Here is a 16709-nt window from a genome sequence, read left to right on the forward strand (position 1 = left end):
GAATAACTCAGCATTATGATTATACGGGACTTTTCATATCTTAATATATTATTGCAATTAGAATGGATTCCTGAATGTTATAGAATTGGAAACCTCTGAATTCATGCCTCGCCCATTACTATTTTGAGCAGAAACACGAAAAACTACCGGATCTGTTCCAACCCTATTATCTACATCGGATTGCATTGTATTATCCATAGGATATTGGGGCTTAACTCTCCTTTCTAGTTGCCACCTACCTGTTTTTAACGATCTATACTCGATAATATAAAATAGTATTGGCAATCCTCCATCACTAAGGGGCTTTTTAAATCTTAATTTACAGAAGTCAGCCTCTATGTCAAAAGCACTAGGTCTTCCTGGACGACTAGGAGTAGTAGTAAGCGCAAATGTAATTGTTGCAACTGTTAAGCCTAAACAAGCAAATAACAATGGTTTCAGGATTCTTCTTTTAAGTGTTTTCATAGCTTTTTTATTTTGTTTGGTATAAAAATACAGATGTCTTTTGCAAAGGTAAAGATAATAACTATATTCGCAAGTAATTATCATTAATTATTTAAAAATACACACTTATGAAAACAAATGCTCAATTATTATTGCTTTTAATCAGTTTTTCTTTTTTTAGTTGTAATAGTGCTGTCAAGAATCAGGCTGCCCCTATCTCCAATATAGATACGGATTTCCCCATTACCGAAGAATTGGAATTCACCCCTTTTAATAAATTTGATATTCTGGAAATCGGTGGCTGCATGATTGATGACTCTATACTGTGGTTTGTCAGAAGAGGAGAAGATGATGATGACTTCGGATCCTGTTATAATTTAAATACCGGGGAGAAATTATCTATCATTGCATCGAAAGGAAGAGCGGCCAATGAATTAATTGGATTAGAAGACTTTCAAATAATAGGTGATTCCGTTCAACTTTATGCATATCCCAATATGATAAAGACTTTTGCTAAAAAAGAAATAATAGCTAATGTGCCTATGGGTGAACGAATATTTTCTGTGACAATAGCCCCGGATAGTATTTGGGTGCGCCGAATGGTCAAACTTCCTAATGGTTCTGTTCTTGCAACTATAATACCGGCTTTATCGGAATCTGAACGAACAGAAATAAATGAGTTTAATAAGAAATCAGTTACCATATTCAATAATGAGGAAGCGGACTCTTATGAAACAATAAATTATGGAAGTTTTGATCTTGAAAAAGCTAAAGGTATGGAACTGCCTGCAAATGATCTAATAAAATGTGCTTATGCTGATGGCTGTATTGCAATAAAGGGTAATGATATGGCAGCCTTTTCTGTATGTCATCAATTCATATTATATACGTTTGATATTAAGAGTGGAAATGTAGTAAACGAAAAAAGATACACAGAGATGCAGCGCGTTGAGTCAAGAGATGAAATGTCTACATCGCTTAGTACAATAAATAACAGGCAGATAGAAATTGAGACTATGCAAACTAATGACAAATATATTATATGCTCGGTTCGAGGATTTTTTAACGAAAAAGATGAAGAACTGAGACTATTTAGCGAGGCTATATTTGTATTTGACTGGGAGTTAAATCCAATCAAAAAGTTTGATTTGCCATATAGAAAAAATGGTTATTATACAGTCTCTAACGATGGTAGTGCTGTGTACTTCTGTGAGAGTAACGAAGATAGCCTCTCATTGTATAAAGCTGACTTAAATATTTAATTCATAGTCTTTATGTATTAATAATATAAAGGAATAGAGAAAGTGACAAATAAACCTTGTACACTTTCTCTATTTCAAAATGTCCCAGCTATCCTTGGTGCTTTTTGATTATATTTATGTATTCTTTCTTCACATTTTTCACATCATACTAAGCTCCTGATTTATAGATACATCCTGTGAATGAATGATACTATTTTCATTCTTCATACCCTTCACCCTCTTCACCGGATACACATTCCCCAATCTTGTATGCTGTCGGCTGATACCTGCTGCGGTCAGCACTTGCGCCAATTGGATAGGAGTACAGTTACGCAGTACAGCCGGAAACCTCTTTTTCAATTCCTGATGAATGATAGCGACGGAGAGCGACAAACAATCCGGTTCATCCAACGTGACAGGTGCGTATGTGTTACGGACAATATCTTCTATGGGGTTAACATGATAGTATGCGCTGTTATGACGTTGCAAAGCATGTTCTTCCTCCTTGCTGAACCAGTGACGGGCACCCGCAAGCAGTTCTTCTTTCAGTTGGGCATAGATTTGTGAATGTTCAATTCCGGTACAGTCAATGTCATGCTCTGCTTCAATACAAAAGAATCTGCGGCTGCCTGTCGGGTCGTGAAGCAGGTCGGTGCGGTTACTGATTCCTATGAAAGAGGCGATACGAGGTAGCGGCCGGAAATTTTTCTGATAGGCTTTGCAGATGTTGAGGCTGGACATTTGCATCAGATTTACTTGTTATGTCAGAAGGACGGGGTGTTTATGTACTTCTTGCATTTTTGGCTCTTCCTTTGACGTATTTGTTGAAACGATGACGTTTGACGATTCTTTCATCAATACCCGTATTCTTTTCGCCAAACGTTTCGAGTTATATTCTAATGTCTTCATATTTTTCTTCTTATTAAATGAATAAATGTTGTTTTTTCGACCGGTTGATGCTGCTAAGGTATAACATGAGATATGGGGGGTGCAAGTATTTAACTAAGAAAAAGTTTATTTTCTCCTGAAATGAAAAACAAGCTTTCTTATGCGGATAAGTCGTTACTTTATCGTATCTTTAGTGCTTGTTTAGGAAAAGCCGACTGGAGTTGTCCGGTTGGCTGACAATAGTTGACTGAACAGCCGATTCCAGTCGTCCGAATAGCCGATTAAAGTTGTCCTATGATGAAGTTACACATTTAAATTGATAAGAAGTAATGGCTATTGTGTTTGATTGGTATGAAAATCCTAATGCTTCTTCGGAAGAAGAAGCAGCGTTGCATCCGCGTATCTTTATGAATGGAAAGGTGGATACGGATACTCTTTGTTACAAGATTCATGACTACAGTTCGTTGACTGTGGGCGATGTAAAGAATGTGCTTGATAACTTATCGAAGATTCTTGGCGAGTCGTTGCGTGAGGGGAAAGAAGTGCATATCGAGGGGATCGGTTATTTTTATCCCACTTTGGAGGCTACGGGGAAAGTGACTCGCAGCACTCCGCATAAGACTAATAAGGTGGCTTTCAAAACTGTCCGATTTCGCCCTGACAGTAATCTGAAAGGATATTTTGTGGGTGTCCGCGCCAGTCAGTCCAAGTATGTCCGTCATTCGGAGAAGGTGTCAGAGGTGGAGATTGATATGCTGTTGAAAGAATATTTTGCCGAACATCAGATGATGACCCGCCGTGATTTTCAGGAAGTGTGTGGTTTGGCACGTACTACGGCCAAAACGCATTTGGTACGTTTGCGTGGAGAAGGAAAGCTGGTGAATATCGGTCTACGCAATCAGCCGATGTACGTACCTGCTCCCGGTTATTATGGCGTATCCAGAGATGCGGCACATCCTTCACGCTAACGACTGTGAAGGATGTGAAGAAGCATATTCCTTAGAGTAATCACACGAAAGAGTTGATAGCTTGAGACTTATCCTCATGTGAAGGGGATGAAGGAAAAGAAGCGGATCTTATTTCGCTATGTATTTTTTCATTCCTTCCGTGTAGAAAGTCTTGAACTCTCCATTTTCTTCGCTATAAATAAAGTAGGCGTCAATCTCCGGGTTCGCTTTGCAGAAGGCTTCCGCTTCTTCCAGTCCCATCACCATGAAGGCGGTAGCCAGGGCGTCAGCGGTCATACAGTCTTTAGCGATTACGGTGGAAGACAAGATGCTGTGCTGTACCGGATAACCCGTTCTCGGGTCGATGGTATGAGCATATTTCTTTCCGTCTTTGTAATAATAGTTGCGGTAATTTCCTGAAGTTGCCAAGCCTAAATCAGAAATTTCAAGTATTGTTTGTAAGTCTTGGTTTACGGCCAGTGAATCGTCGACGGGCTTATTGATTCCAATGCGCCATAAGCCTTTGGAAGGGTTTTTGCCTTTCACTACTACCTCTCCGCCGATGTCTACCATATAATTTTTTATACCTTTCCGGTCGAGCAGACGGGCTGTTACATCTACCGAATACCCTTTGGCGACTGCGCTACAACTCAACATGATACGCGGATCTTGTTTGATCACTTTGCCACTTTCCATTTTCACCTTTTCGTATCCGGTGATTTGCAACAGGCTATCTATCATGATTGAATCAGGGAAAGCGCCTTTTTTGAAACCGAATCCCCAAGCATTGGCAAGAGGGGCTACCGTGATGTCGAAAGCACCGTTTGTCTCGCGGGAAATTTCCATCGAGCGGTTGAAGCATTTCTGAAAGAAACTATCGGTAACTAATTCCTCGTTGCGGTTGACGCGACTGATAACTGAACTGTCGTTAAATGGAGACAGAGATTGATCGAAGCGTTTCAGTTCAGCTTCTATTTCCGGTTTTAAATCACCGTCATATTGATAAGTAATCTTGTATACCGTCCCAAACACCAAACCTTTGACGCTGTAATAGCCAACTTGTTGATTATGTCTGACTAATATCCAGATGGTTGCCAAAATCAGGAAAGCCAGCCAAAGGAAACTTTTCTTTGTTTTCATACGCTCTTCTTTTTAATGAGAAAACTCATTTTATTGGAGAAATAAATGTTCAATTAATATCTTTAGTCCGATAATGACTAGAATGATACCTCCCCATAACTCTGCTTTCAGTTTCCGGGCGATGCCACAGCCACATTGGATACCAAAAATCAGACCGATGAGTGACATGACAAATGAAACCAATCCGATGATGCCGATAGGAGGGAGGATTTCAGTATAGTCCTGAACTCCCAGAAAGGCAAAGGAAATACCAATTGCCAACGCGTCGATACTTGTTGCTATTGCCATTGTCAATACCACTTTTGGGTTTGCCGGGTTGAATAGTTTGCAACATTCTTCTTCTTTGAAAGATTCCCAAATCATTCGTCCACCTAAAAAGGCAAGAATTGCAAAGGCAATCCAATGGTCTACGTTTTCTATGAGATGGCTAAATGTTTTTGCACACATCCATCCGATAAATGGCATGATTGCTTGAAAAAGTCCGAATGCAAAAGCCATGATTAGCATGGGTTTCCATTGGGTACGTTTCAAAATAATGCCACTTGCAATGGAGACAGCGAAACAATCCATCGCCAAACCTACTGCAAGCAACCAAATCTCTAGTCCTGTCATTATATTCTAAAGAGGCAATTTGTAAATAAGGGAATAAGTGATTCCCATGTTGTTTGATTTAAACTTTCCGTAGCCGGGCACGTACCATGGTTCTCCGTATTCACCGGTAGATGCTTTTATCTTGTATTTCATGCGTACGGACCACCCCATGTTGAAGTTTTTGTAAATACGGACTTTTACGCCTAGTACGAGTTCCAGCCATTGCACCGATCCTTTCATACCCAAATGACTGAAAGGTACGCTGCCTCCCCAATAATCGTCTTCCAGACTGGGGTTACCTATGGCGTCTCCCCAAATAGGGTCGTCCGCCGGCATTGTGGATACATCATATTTGAATGAACTGAACGCATAACGAAGCCCTGCATATAGGTAGCTGTTCTTCTCTTTCTTCTTTGCCATGGTGTTGTAATCCACACCGATTCGGAAGAATGGAGCCATTTTGCTTTTATAGTGTATGCCTGTTTCGCTCCAAGTATCTGTTCCTCCCATACCAAATTCAAAGGTAGGGATGAATTTGTTTTTGAGGTTGACGGCTACGCTGACTTCGGAACTCATAAAGTCACCTCCCAGAAGCTTGCTTCCGATGCCATATAAATCCACACCGACATACGTACCATTGTAAAACGGAATGGTATCTATCTCGGCAACCTCTTTCTTTTTCTGGTCTCTTTTGGGCGTTTGCGTAGGGCGCTGTTGTTGGGCCAGCAACGGAAGTCCAATGCAAAAGAGCAGAAGCAGACTAATCAGTCGTTTCATCAGATGTGCGTTCTGGCCGATAATTATAGAATATCTGCAAGTTCTGGATTTCATTTGTATTGGCTTCTTTATTTTGTATATGAAGAGAATCTATCTGGTCCGGTTGTCCATTACCGTACGGAGGAGGATTGCCTGGTCTTCCCGGTTTGCCAAATTTAGCACTGATGATATTTTGTTTCATCATATATCCACATTCCATGGACTGGAAATAAGGCGTATTTTGTTGTACGATGTATAATGTGTCGACGTCATTTTTTCTACGTTTAGGGTCATATCTGAGTATGAACACAGTAGAGTCACTTGTGTATCGTAGTGGTAGCATCAGGGTATGCACATTCTTCTCATTGTTCAGAATGATAGAATCGGTGCCTAATGCGGTGATTGTCAACGAATCAAGTGTATCTTTTAGTGCAACATTAGGGTTGTCCGGATCGATGGTATATATCGTGCAATACATCATCGGACGTCCTGCCAATGAGCAATCATTCTCGTCCGAGCACGAGGTATGTATGCTGACAGCACCGCCAACGATTATCAAAAGAAGAAAGATACGAATTAAATTCTTCATAGTCAGTTCATTGAATGTGAATCAAATTTTCTTTTCTATCTGATAGTTATTCCGTTCCGGTGCATTGCGGGAGATTAATTCGCCAAGGAAGCCGGCTAAGAATAATTGTGTACCTATAATCATTGCCGTCAGTGACAAATAGAAATAGGGAGAGTCGGTCACCAGTCGGTAGGGGAGACCGTTGGACATAGCATATAATTTACTGGCACCTACGATGATGACAGAAATCATTCCTACGAGAAACATCAATGATCCCAGCAGTCCGAAGAAATGCATCGGTTTGATACCGAATCGGGAAAGGAACCAAAGAGAGAGTAAATCCAGATACCCATTCACGAAACGGTTTAGTCCGAATTTGGTTGTGCCGTATTTACGCGCCTGGTGGTGTACCACCTTTTCACCGATTTTATTGAATCCGGCGTTCTTTGCCAGATACGGGATATAACGGTGCATTTCGCCATAGACTTCGATATGCTTTACAACGTCTTTTCGGTACGCTTTTAAACCACAGTTGAAGTCGTGCAGGTTTTTGATGCCCGACACTTTGCGGGCAGTCGCATTAAACAACTTGGTCGGCAGGGTCTTCGAAATAGGATCATATCTCTTTTGCTTCCAGCCGGATACCAGGTCATAACCATCCTTGGTAATCATTCGGTAGAGTTCGGGGATTTCATCCGGGCTATCTTGCAGGTCAGCATCCATCGTTATGACTACGTCTCCTTTCGCTTCTGCGAATCCACAGTAGAGCGCAGGTGATTTACCATAGTTGCGACGGAATTTGATACCTTTTACGTGTTCCGATTGAGCTTTAAGCTTTTCGATCACTTCCCATGAATGGTCGGTACTTCCGTCATTAACGAAAATCACTTCGAATGAGAATCCGTTGGTTTGCATTACCCGTTCTATCCAAGCATAGAGTTCGGGTAGTGACTCTTCTTCATTGAATAATGGGACTACAACTGATATATCCATTTTTTAATAACTAATTACTTACGAATCACAAATTATGATTGAGACAGTCCGTCATCTTCCGGTTTGGCCTTTTTCATTACCATCAATGCGGTAGGGATGGCCAGGATACTTCCCCAGAATACATCCCATGACAATAGTTGCATGGTGATATTAATGGAAGTAAGTGAACGGGCGGTATCTATCGTTTCTTTTATAACTTCTTTGTTTTCTATCAAAGCCGGAGTGTTGGTCATCAACTCGTCCCATAGCTGGATGTAAGAGTTAACGATAAATCCGTGATCGATGAACTGGAAATAAGCGTAGTGGGCCACGGCTACCAATAGGGAAGCAAACATATACATAAATATAGTGAAGAGCATGGCATGTGAAAATTGGATACTTCCCCCGCAAATTTTATCCCGGTACATTTTCGTGTAGTGATATCCGATGAAAGGTACGGATAATGTCAGGATTACAAATAAAAGCGAAAGGAAAGGTATGTGGAATCCCAGCGGAAATAATATGAACTTCAATATCCAGTAGATTCCCATGTACGTGCCAAAATGCATGGCATATTTTTGTAAATAGCTTCTGTTCTCTGTCATCTTCATTTATAAATTGCGCACAAAGGTACAAATAATATCGGTTGGTAGGGGAAATCTGGTTGTTAAAGTTAATAAAGCAGGGGAAGTTGCTGTCTGAATATTTTTTTTCGATTTTAATTGCTTGAAACGTAGCTTGTTAGTGTTTTGTTAGTAAAAAAGTTGTCTGCAGCTATTGCAGAATACATAAAAATGTCTACCTTTGCAACCGCAAAACGGGTAAGTCCTATACGGCCAGCTCCCTTCGAATCCTCCAGGGCTTGATCGCAGCAAAGGTAGTTGGTTGTAGCGGCGCGATATAGATAGCTTACCCACCCGCCTCTTTAGCTCAGTTGGCCAGAGCACGTGATTTGTAATCTCGGGGTCGTTGGTTCGAATCCGACAAGAGGCTCAAAAAAAAGTATAATAAATCCAAGAGAAAAAGCATTCAGGTATTGATCTGGATGCTTTTCTTTTTCCATCCTAATGAAGATGGAAGTGGAGGTATTTTTGCGGGTAGCAGATTAATGTAAAAAAGAGGTGTAAAAAGCTTTTTTCTGACACACCTCTTTTTAGTTTTATAGAGATTTAGTTTTTTACTTGATTCTCTTGTATCCATACACAGCCAAGTCACCGAGTTCTTCTTCGATGCGGAGCAGCTGGTTATATTTAGCCATACGATCCGAGCGGCTTAAAGAACCTGTCTTGATTTGTCCGCTGTTAGTAGCTACTGCGATATCAGCGATAGTAGCATCTTCTGTTTCACCTGAACGGTGAGAAGTAACAGTGGTGTATCCATGACGGTGAGCCATTTCGATAGCATTCAATGTTTCGGTCAACGAACCGATTTGGTTTACTTTAATCAGGATAGAGTTGGCACAGCCTTTTTCGATACCCATGGCAAGGAAGTCTACGTTAGTTACGAACAAGTCGTCACCTACCAACTGGCAGCGGTTACCGATGCGTTCTGTTAATTTCTTCCAGCCTTCCCAGTCGTTTTCGCTCATACCGTCTTCGATGGAGTCGATAGGGAACTTGTTAATCAGTTCTTCCAGATAGTTGATTTGTTCTTCAGCGGTACGTTTCTTGCCTTTTTCGCCTTCAAACTTGGTATAATCATAAATACCATCGTGGTAGAATTCAGAAGAAGCGCAGTCCATACCGATCATTACATCTTTGCCCGGTTCGTAGCCTGCGGCCTTGATAGCGGCAAGGATCGAGTTCAGGGCATCTTCTGTACCTTCGAGGTTCGGAGCGAAACCTCCTTCATCACCTACGGCAGTACTTAAACCACGGTCTTTCAAAACCTTCTTCAAGGCATGGAATACTTCAGCACCCATCCGCAGACCTTCTCTGAAAGAAGGAGCACCGACAGGACGAATCATAAATTCCTGGAAGGCGATAGGAGCATCGCTATGTGAACCACCGTTGATGATGTTCATCATCGGTACAGGCATTACATACGTATTTGTTCCACCGATGTAACGGTATAGAGGAAGATCCAAGTAGTTGGCGGCAGCTTTGGCTACGGCAAGAGATACACCGAGAATAGCGTTGGCACCTAAATTGGATTTAGTCTTAGTGCCGTCTAATGCCAGCATTGTGTAGTCGATACCTCTCTGATTGAGCGAAGACATACCAACCAGTTTCGGAGCGATGATTTTATTTACATTGTCAACCGCTTTTTGTACTCCTTTTCCACCATAGCGTTTTTTATCACCATCGCGAAGCTCCAATGCTTCATGTTCACCTGTGGAAGCACCGGACGGTACAGATGCACGTCCTGTGATGCCGGATTCCAATACTACGTCAACCTCTACTGTGGGATTACCTCTTGAATCGAGAATTTCTCGAGCTACAATTTTTTCAATTTTCATCGTTTCTATTGTTTTTGAATAAGATTTCTGCAAAAGTACGGACTTGACAGGGAGTGAGAAATCACTATAAATAGGTATTCTTTTTGAACCTATTCCCTATATGTCGTTAGTCCGACCTTATACTATAACAATGGGACGATGTTTTTTGTTTGAGTGTGGCGGGGTGAATTTGCAGGATTTTAATCTTCGATAATAACCCCTAACAGTGGAAGCAAATCCATAGCCTGCAAGGAGGTGATGATGGCCCCTTTCAGATCGCTGATGTTAAGCGTGATTCCGCTGATGCGGGAAGTGCGCAAATCTATTCCGCGGAGCGAAGCATGTGAGAAATCGGCTTCTACAAGGTCGCAACCGTCAAAAGCGACAGATGAAAAACGACAGTCGTTTAGAGTCCCGTTGCGGAGCAGGCTGTGTGCGAAACGTACCTGATTCATTTTACTCATGGCGAGGTTGATGTAACCGGCGTTGCAGTCGTGCAGCAGGACATGATTCATTGTTGTTTCAGATAAATTGGTACCCAATAGTTTGCAGGAAATGAATTCTACCCGGTAGAGGGAACTTTCAGCGAAAGAGATGTTGGATAAATCACAGTTTTCGAACCTGACATCGGTCAGTTGGGAAGAACGGAATTTACATTCGCTGAATGTCTGATTTTGGAAAGTGCAGTTCTTGAAACTTTTATAAGATTTGTCGATGCCTTCTTCTTTTCCTTTGCAGAATAAAAGATGAGAGACGGTTTCTTCTCTATCGAGCCATTCCCGCAGGGGAGTCGTGCTGACTTCCTGTTCCTCCATCATAGGAGGAACTACTCGGACGGGTTTGATTGGGTTTCTTTTCATCATGCCTTTCCCACATATCCGCCGGCTACCACAGCGGCCAATCCTATACCTATACTTATTAATGTATATAGAATAAATGCTCCGTAAAATTCTCCTTTCAATAGAGCTACACCGTCGTTGGAGAATGTGGAGAAAGTGGTGAATCCTCCGCATATACCTGTTGTCAGAAACAAACGGGCTTCGAGTGGAAGATGAAATCGTTCTGAAAGAGCATAAAACAGGCCGATAAGAAAACTACCGAGGAGATTGACGGTGAAAGTAGCCCATGGAAAATGGTAGGGGACAATCCGTTCGTGCATTAACAACTGAATGAGATAACGCAATGCACTGCCTGTGCCTCCGCCGATAAAGATATAGATAATTTCTTTACTCATTTGATTGATAGATTGATATTATTTGTAGGCGACCTCGAAATCCTTTTCGACTTGCTCGAAACCTCCGGGGTAAACCAAGGTGTTGTGTCATATAAATAATAAAATGTTTATTGATGTGATTGAGATAATAGTCTGCAAATATAGAAAGATTATGCAATATTCATATTTAATCCTTTTAATTTATTCACCATAGACACTATATTTTTTTTGAGAGTAAAATATGTTATCTGCTTTATTATTAAATACTTATTTCATTTTTGATTTTGTATTCCTCTATATTTTCTTTATAAAGAAAAACACCTCTTGTGTTTCCGGTCTATCTTTGTCATACGATTATTAACTAACTCATTTATATCATGAAGAACATGAAAATAGGAACCGCAATAGGGCTTTGCTTGTTGCTCTCTTTTTTCTTCGGCACATCAGCTAAAGCCGAAAGTATCACTTCTCCTGACGGACAATTAAAACTTAATTTCTCTGTCAATACGCAAGGAGAACCGGTGTACGAACTCTCTTATAAAGGAAAAGAAGTAATTAAACCTTCGAAACTGGGATTGGAATTAAAGAATGATCCGGGACTGATGAACGGATTCACGCTGATCGATACAAAAACTGCTACTTTTGACGAAACATGGCAACCTGTGTGGGGAGAGGTGAAATCCATCCGCAACCATTATAATGAAATGGCTGTCACCTTGAATCAAAAGGCACAAGAGCGTAATCTTATTATTTGTTTTCGTCTTTATAATGATGGTTTGGGATTTCGTTATGAATTTCCACAGCAGAAAAATCTGAATTACTTCGTTATCAAAGAAGAACATTCCCAATTTGCTATGGCTGGCGATCATACCGCCTTCTGGATTCCCGGCGATTATGATACACAGGAATATGACTATACCGAATCCAAACTTTCAGAAATTCGCGGATTATTGCAAGGGGCAATCACTGGAAATGCTTCTCAAACACCTTTCTCTCCGACAGGTGTACAAACTTCCCTGCAAATGAAAACGGCTGACGGATTGTATATCAATCTGCATGAAGCTGCTTTGATCGACTATTCTTGTATGCATTTGAATCTGGACGATCAGAACCTGATTTTTGAATCATGGCTGACTCCTGATGCGAAAGGGGATAAGGGGTATATGCAGACTCCCTGCCGTTCACCTTGGCGTACGGTGATTGTAAGTGATGATGCCCGTGATATTCTAGCTTCCAAATTGACTTTGAATCTGAATGAGCCTTGCGCTTATGAAGATGTTTCCTGGATTAAGCCGGTGAAATATATCGGAGTGTGGTGGGAAATGATCACCGGAAAAGGTTCCTGGTCATATACGGATGATGTTTATTCGGTGAAACTTGGACAGACGGATTATTCCCAAACGAAGCCAAATGGACGCCATTCGGCCAACAATGATAAAGTGAAACGTTATATCGACTTTGCTTCAGAACATGGATTTGACCAGATATTGGTGGAAGGCTGGAATGAAGGTTGGGAAGACTGGTTTGGAAATTCGAAGGATTATGTCTTTGATTTCGTCACTCCGTATCCTGATTTTGACGTGAAAATGCTCAATGCGTATGCTAAGGAAAAAGGGGTGAAGCTGATGATGCATCACGAAACTTCTGCTTCTGTACGTAACTACGAACGTCATCTTGATAAAGCATATCAGTTTATGATAGATAACGGGTATAATGCAGTGAAGAGTGGATATGTAGGTAACATTATTCCTCGTGGAGAGCATCATTACGGACAGTGGATGAATAATCATTATTTATATGCGGTAGAAAAAGCAGCCGAGTATAAGATATGTGTAAATGCTCACGAAGCAACCCGTCCCACAGGATTATGCCGTACCTACCCGAATCTGATTGGTAACGAATCGGCTCGTGGCACGGAATATGAAGCTTTTGCAGGCAACAAACCGTTCCATACCACTTTGCTTCCTTTCACCCGTCTGATTGGCGGACCGATGGATTATACGCCGGGTATTTTTGATACCAAACTTTCTTTCCTGTCGGGCGATCACAGCTTTGTACGTACTACTTTGGCTAAACAATTAGCGCTTTATGTAACTATGTACAGTCCTTTGCAAATGGCAGCCGACCTTCCGGAAAGTTACGAACGCCACATGGATGCCTTTCAATTCATCAAAGAGGTAGCTGTTGATTGGGATGACAGCAAATATCTGGAAGCAGAACCGGGCGATTTTATCACGGTTGCCCGTAAAGCAAAAGGCACTGATAACTGGTTTGTAGGCGGCATTACCGATGAAAATCCCCGTACCTCTACTTTTGCACTTGATTTTCTCGAACCGGGAAAACAATATGTAGCCACTCTTTATGCTGACGGAAAAGATGCGGACTTTGAAAAGAATCCGACCTCTTATCAGATAAAAAAAGGATTGGTGACAAACAAGAATAAGATGTCTGTAAAGCTGGCACGCAGCGGAGGATTTGCGGTAAGTCTGATAGAAGCAACTCCCGCCGATTTGAAAACAATCAGGAAATGGAAATAAGATTCAGGTAAAAAGATTGTTTACGGATTCCTCGTTTTTTAATAAATATTAGTTGTGCTTCGCAAAGAAAACTAAAACTTTGCGGAGTACTTTTTTTATAGGACGAATTCTTTTTTGTACTTTTGCGCCATCTTTTTTAAAACATCATCAATAAAGAGAACAACATGGGAGGTTTTTTCGGAACAGTCTCGAAAACTAGTTGCGTGACTGATTTATTCTATGGCACAGATTATAACTCACATCTGGGTACCAAGCGAGGAGGACTCGCAACATACAGTGAGGAAAAAGGGTTTATCCGCTCTATTCACAATTTGGAAAGTACTTATTTCCGAACCAAATTTGAAGGAGAACTAGACAAATTTAAAGGAAACGCCGGCATCGGCATCATTAGCGACACAGACGCACAACCTATCATCATCAATTCTCATCTCGGGCGCTTCGCCATTGTCACAGTCGCTAAAATAGTCAATATCCAGGAATTGGAAGAAGAACTTCTCAGTCAAAACATGCACTTCGCCGAACTTAGTTCGAGCAATACCAATCAGACGGAGCTTATCGCATTACTTATTATACAAGGTAGAACCTTTGCTGAAGGTATCGAAAATGTGTTTAATCACATTAAAGGTTCTTGCTCTATGCTGCTCCTGACGGAAGATGGTAGCATTATCGCTGCCCGTGACCGTTGGGGACGTACTCCGGTAGTGATTGGAAAGAAAGACGGTGCTTATGCTGCGACGAGCGAATCGTCCAGCTTCCCGAATCTGGATTATGAGATTGAGCGATATTTAGGTCCCGGCGAGATTGTCCGCATGTATGACGATCACATCGACCAGCTTCGCAAACCCAATGAGGATATGCAAATTTGCTCGTTCCTGTGGGTGTACTACGGTTTCCCGACTTCTTGCTATGAAGGAAAGAATGTGGAAGAAGTGCGTTTCACCAGCGGATTGAAAATGGGGCAGACTGATGAATCGGAAGTAGACTGTGCCTGTGGTATTCCTGATTCGGGAGTGGGTATGGCTTTAGGATATGCCGAAGGAAAGGGAGTTCCCTATCATCGTGCTATCTCGAAATATACACCAACGTGGCCCCGCAGCTTTACTCCCAGCAATCAGGAGATGCGTTCGCTGGTAGCCAAGATGAAGCTGATTCCAAACCGTGCAATGTTGCAAAATAAACGTTTGTTGTTCTGTGACGATTCTATTGTGCGGGGAACTCAATTGCGTGATAACGTGAAGATTCTGTATGATTATGGAGCAAAGGAGGTACACATGCGTATCGCTTGTCCGCCATTGATTTACGCTTGTCCGTTTGTCGGTTTCTCGGCTTCCAAAAATGCATTGGAGTTGATAACCCGCCGCATTATCAAGGAACTGGAAGGTGATGAAAATAAGAATTTGGAGAAATATGCCACTACCGGTTCTCCGGAATACGAAAAGATGGTTAGTATTATTGCCGAGCGTTTCGGACTTAGTTCATTGAAGTTTAACACGCTGGAAACGTTGATTGAGGCTATCGGATTACCTAAATGCAAAGTATGTACACATTGCTTTGATGGTAGCAGCCATTTTTAAAGCAGTAAAATAGGATATTTAAATATCCGGATAAAAGTATACAATAAAAAAGAGCCGTGAATTGCTTTGTAATTCACGGCTCTTTTTTTACCTTTACGGCACTATAAACTATCAATTTGTAAATTGTAATTAGTAACTTGTAATTAAAACAATATGACTTTAGTAGACAGATTTTTAAAGTATGTAAGCTTCGATACACAATCTGATGAATCGACTGGGCTTACTCCAAGTACTCCGAAGCAGATGATTTTTGCTGAATACTTGAAAAAGGAGTTGGAATCTTTGGGATTGGAAGATATTGCTTTGGATGAGCATGGCTATCTTTTTGCTACACTTCCGGCCAATATAGATAAAGAAGTACCCACTATCGGATTTATTGCCCACATGGATACAAGTCCTGATATGAGTGGTAAAGATGTCACTCCGCGGATTGTGGAAAAGTATGATGGCTCGGATATTGTGCTTTGTGCTGAAGAGAATGTGATTCTTTCTCCGTCGCAATTCCCGGAATTGCTGGATCATAAGGGGGAAGACTTGATTGTAACCAACGGAAAGACGTTGCTCGGTGCCGATGACAAAGCCGGTATTGCAGAAATTGTATCTGCAGTGGTTTATCTGAAGGAACATCCTGAAATCAAGCACGGTAAAATCCGTATCGGTTTTAATCCTGACGAAGAAATCGGTGAAGGTGCTCATAAATTCGATGTAGAGAAATTCGGTTGCGAATGGGGATATACGATGGATGGAGGTGAAGTAGGGGAGTTGGAGTTTGAAAACTTTAATGCCGCTGCCGCAAAAGTAACCTTTAAAGGACGTAATGTGCATCCGGGATATGCCAAGAATAAGATGATTAACTCTATCTATCTTGCCAATCAGTTTATCATGATGCTTCCCTCACAGGAAAGGCCGGAACATACGACCGGCTATGAAGGATTTTATCATTTGATCGGTATTCAGGGGGATGTGGAGCAAAGTACTGTGTCTTATATCATCCGCGATCATGACCGTGCAAAATTTGAGAACCGCAAAAAAGAGATGGAACGTCTGGTAGCTCAAATGAACGCTGAACATGGAGCTGGTACAGTGACACTCGAACTGCGCGACCAGTATTATAATATGCGTGAGAAAATAGAACCGGTAATGCATATCATTGATACTGCTTTCGCTGCTATGGAAGCTGTTGGTGTAAAGCCGAACGTAAAACCGATTCGTGGAGGTACGGATGGTGCGCAGCTTTCTTTCAAAGGATTGCCTTGTCCGAATATCTTTGCCGGTGGTCTGAATTTCCACGGACGTTATGAATTCGTGCCTATCCAGAACATGGAAAAAGCCATGAAGGTTATCGTGAAAATAGCTGAACTGGTAGCTTCCAAATAAAAAGTAGTAAGCACCAGTAATACT

16 protein-coding genes, 1 tRNA gene and 1 pseudogene are annotated in these 16709 nt (G+C 41.4%); 6 read left to right on the top strand and 12 right to left on the bottom strand.

From position 1 onward, the window contains the following. Positions 1 to 57 precede the first annotated feature (57 nt). A complete protein-coding gene (locus tag I2I04_RS09860; protein WP_195654925.1) occupies positions 58 to 465 on the bottom strand; it encodes a fibronectin type III domain-containing protein in 408 nt (135 codons plus the stop codon). Positions 466 to 572: 107 nt separating this feature from the next. Here I2I04_RS09860 and I2I04_RS09865 point away from each other — a divergent pair, with 107 nt between their 5' ends. Then, on the top strand, positions 573 to 1706 hold the full coding sequence (locus I2I04_RS09865; protein ID WP_229126966.1) for a hypothetical protein: 1134 nt from the start codon (positions 573 to 575) through the stop codon (positions 1704 to 1706). Between the two features lie 210 nt (positions 1707 to 1916). Here the strand turns inward: I2I04_RS09865 and I2I04_RS09870 are convergent. Both I2I04_RS09870 and I2I04_RS23220 read right to left on the bottom strand, forming a co-directional pair. Further along, positions 1917 to 2438, bottom strand: a pseudogene (locus I2I04_RS09870) (DUF3874 domain-containing protein); the annotation flags it as partial. Between the two features lie 6 nt (positions 2439 to 2444). Next, a complete protein-coding gene (locus I2I04_RS23220; RefSeq protein ID WP_223225835.1) occupies positions 2445 to 2594 on the bottom strand; it encodes a hypothetical protein in 150 nt (49 codons plus the stop codon). Positions 2595 to 2902: 308 nt separating this feature from the next. On the opposite strand from I2I04_RS23220, the gene I2I04_RS09875 reads away from it, so the two are divergent. Further along, positions 2903 to 3541 (top strand): HU family DNA-binding protein, encoded by a 639-nt coding sequence (locus I2I04_RS09875; RefSeq protein WP_117684312.1) that lies wholly within the window; start codon positions 2903 to 2905, stop codon positions 3539 to 3541. Between the two features lie 108 nt (positions 3542 to 3649). Here I2I04_RS09875 and I2I04_RS09880 read toward each other — a convergent pair whose 3' ends face one another. Genes I2I04_RS09880 through I2I04_RS09905 form a run of 6 tightly spaced genes read right to left on the bottom strand, consistent with a single transcriptional unit; the run spans position 3650 to position 8158 of the window. Beyond that, entirely contained in the window at positions 3650 to 4660 is a 1011-nt protein-coding gene (locus tag I2I04_RS09880; RefSeq protein WP_195654926.1) for an FAD:protein FMN transferase, read from the bottom strand. A gap of 30 nt (positions 4661 to 4690) precedes the next feature. Further along, entirely contained in the window at positions 4691 to 5272 is a 582-nt protein-coding gene (locus I2I04_RS09885) for a manganese efflux pump MntP family protein (protein WP_143258458.1), read from the bottom strand. A gap of 6 nt (positions 5273 to 5278) precedes the next feature. Continuing rightward, entirely contained in the window at positions 5279 to 6028 is a 750-nt protein-coding gene (locus tag I2I04_RS09890) for a DUF6048 family protein (RefSeq protein ID WP_185911445.1), read from the bottom strand. Then, the gene (locus tag I2I04_RS09895) at positions 6012 to 6596 is read right to left on the bottom strand and encodes a DUF6452 family protein (protein ID WP_143258461.1); all 585 of its coding nucleotides are present in this window, start codon (positions 6594 to 6596) and stop codon (positions 6012 to 6014) included. The genes I2I04_RS09890 and I2I04_RS09895 overlap by 17 nt, the downstream gene beginning before the upstream one ends. Positions 6597 to 6617: 21 nt before the next feature. Continuing rightward, positions 6618 to 7568: a glycosyltransferase family 2 protein gene (locus tag I2I04_RS09900; RefSeq protein ID WP_143258463.1), complete on the bottom strand. Its 951-nt coding sequence runs from the start codon at positions 7566 to 7568 to the stop codon at positions 6618 to 6620. A gap of 32 nt (positions 7569 to 7600) precedes the next feature. Continuing rightward, positions 7601 to 8158, bottom strand: a complete 558-nt coding sequence (locus tag I2I04_RS09905) for a DUF4199 domain-containing protein (protein WP_143258465.1) — start codon at positions 8156 to 8158, stop codon at positions 7601 to 7603. A gap of 308 nt (positions 8159 to 8466) precedes the next feature. Between I2I04_RS09905 and I2I04_RS09910 the strand changes: the two genes are divergently transcribed. Next, positions 8467 to 8540, top strand: a tRNA-Thr gene (locus I2I04_RS09910). A gap of 184 nt (positions 8541 to 8724) precedes the next feature. Here the strand turns inward: I2I04_RS09910 and eno are convergent. The 3 genes from eno to crcB form a co-directional block, all read right to left on the bottom strand. Continuing rightward, on the bottom strand, positions 8725 to 10005 hold the full coding sequence (eno, locus tag I2I04_RS09915) for a phosphopyruvate hydratase (protein ID WP_143260335.1): 1281 nt from the start codon (positions 10003 to 10005) through the stop codon (positions 8725 to 8727). A gap of 179 nt (positions 10006 to 10184) precedes the next feature. Then, positions 10185 to 10847, bottom strand: coding sequence for a pentapeptide repeat-containing protein (locus tag I2I04_RS09920; protein ID WP_143260336.1), 663 nt, complete (start codon positions 10845 to 10847; stop codon positions 10185 to 10187). Beyond that, positions 10844 to 11218 (bottom strand): fluoride efflux transporter CrcB, encoded by a 375-nt coding sequence (crcB, locus tag I2I04_RS09925; protein ID WP_118194696.1) that lies wholly within the window; start codon positions 11216 to 11218, stop codon positions 10844 to 10846. The genes I2I04_RS09920 and crcB overlap by 4 nt, the downstream gene beginning before the upstream one ends. 356 nt (positions 11219 to 11574) lie before the next feature. Between crcB and I2I04_RS09930 the strand changes: the two genes are divergently transcribed. From I2I04_RS09930 to pepT, 3 genes are all read left to right on the top strand, one after another. Further along, a complete protein-coding gene (locus I2I04_RS09930; protein WP_195471194.1) occupies positions 11575 to 13734 on the top strand; it encodes a glycoside hydrolase family 97 protein in 2160 nt (719 codons plus the stop codon). 164 nt (positions 13735 to 13898) lie between these two features. Then, positions 13899 to 15308, top strand: coding sequence for an amidophosphoribosyltransferase (locus I2I04_RS09935; protein WP_143260340.1), 1410 nt, complete (start codon positions 13899 to 13901; stop codon positions 15306 to 15308). Positions 15309 to 15461: 153 nt separating this feature from the next. After that, the gene (gene pepT, locus I2I04_RS09940) at positions 15462 to 16685 is read left to right on the top strand and encodes a peptidase T (RefSeq protein WP_143260341.1); all 1224 of its coding nucleotides are present in this window, start codon (positions 15462 to 15464) and stop codon (positions 16683 to 16685) included. Positions 16686 to 16709 lie beyond the last annotated feature (24 nt).

Source organism: Bacteroides sp. 1001136B_160425_E2 (assembly GCF_015559655.1).
Lineage (GTDB): Bacteria > Bacteroidota > Bacteroidia > Bacteroidales > Bacteroidaceae > Bacteroides > Bacteroides luhongzhouii.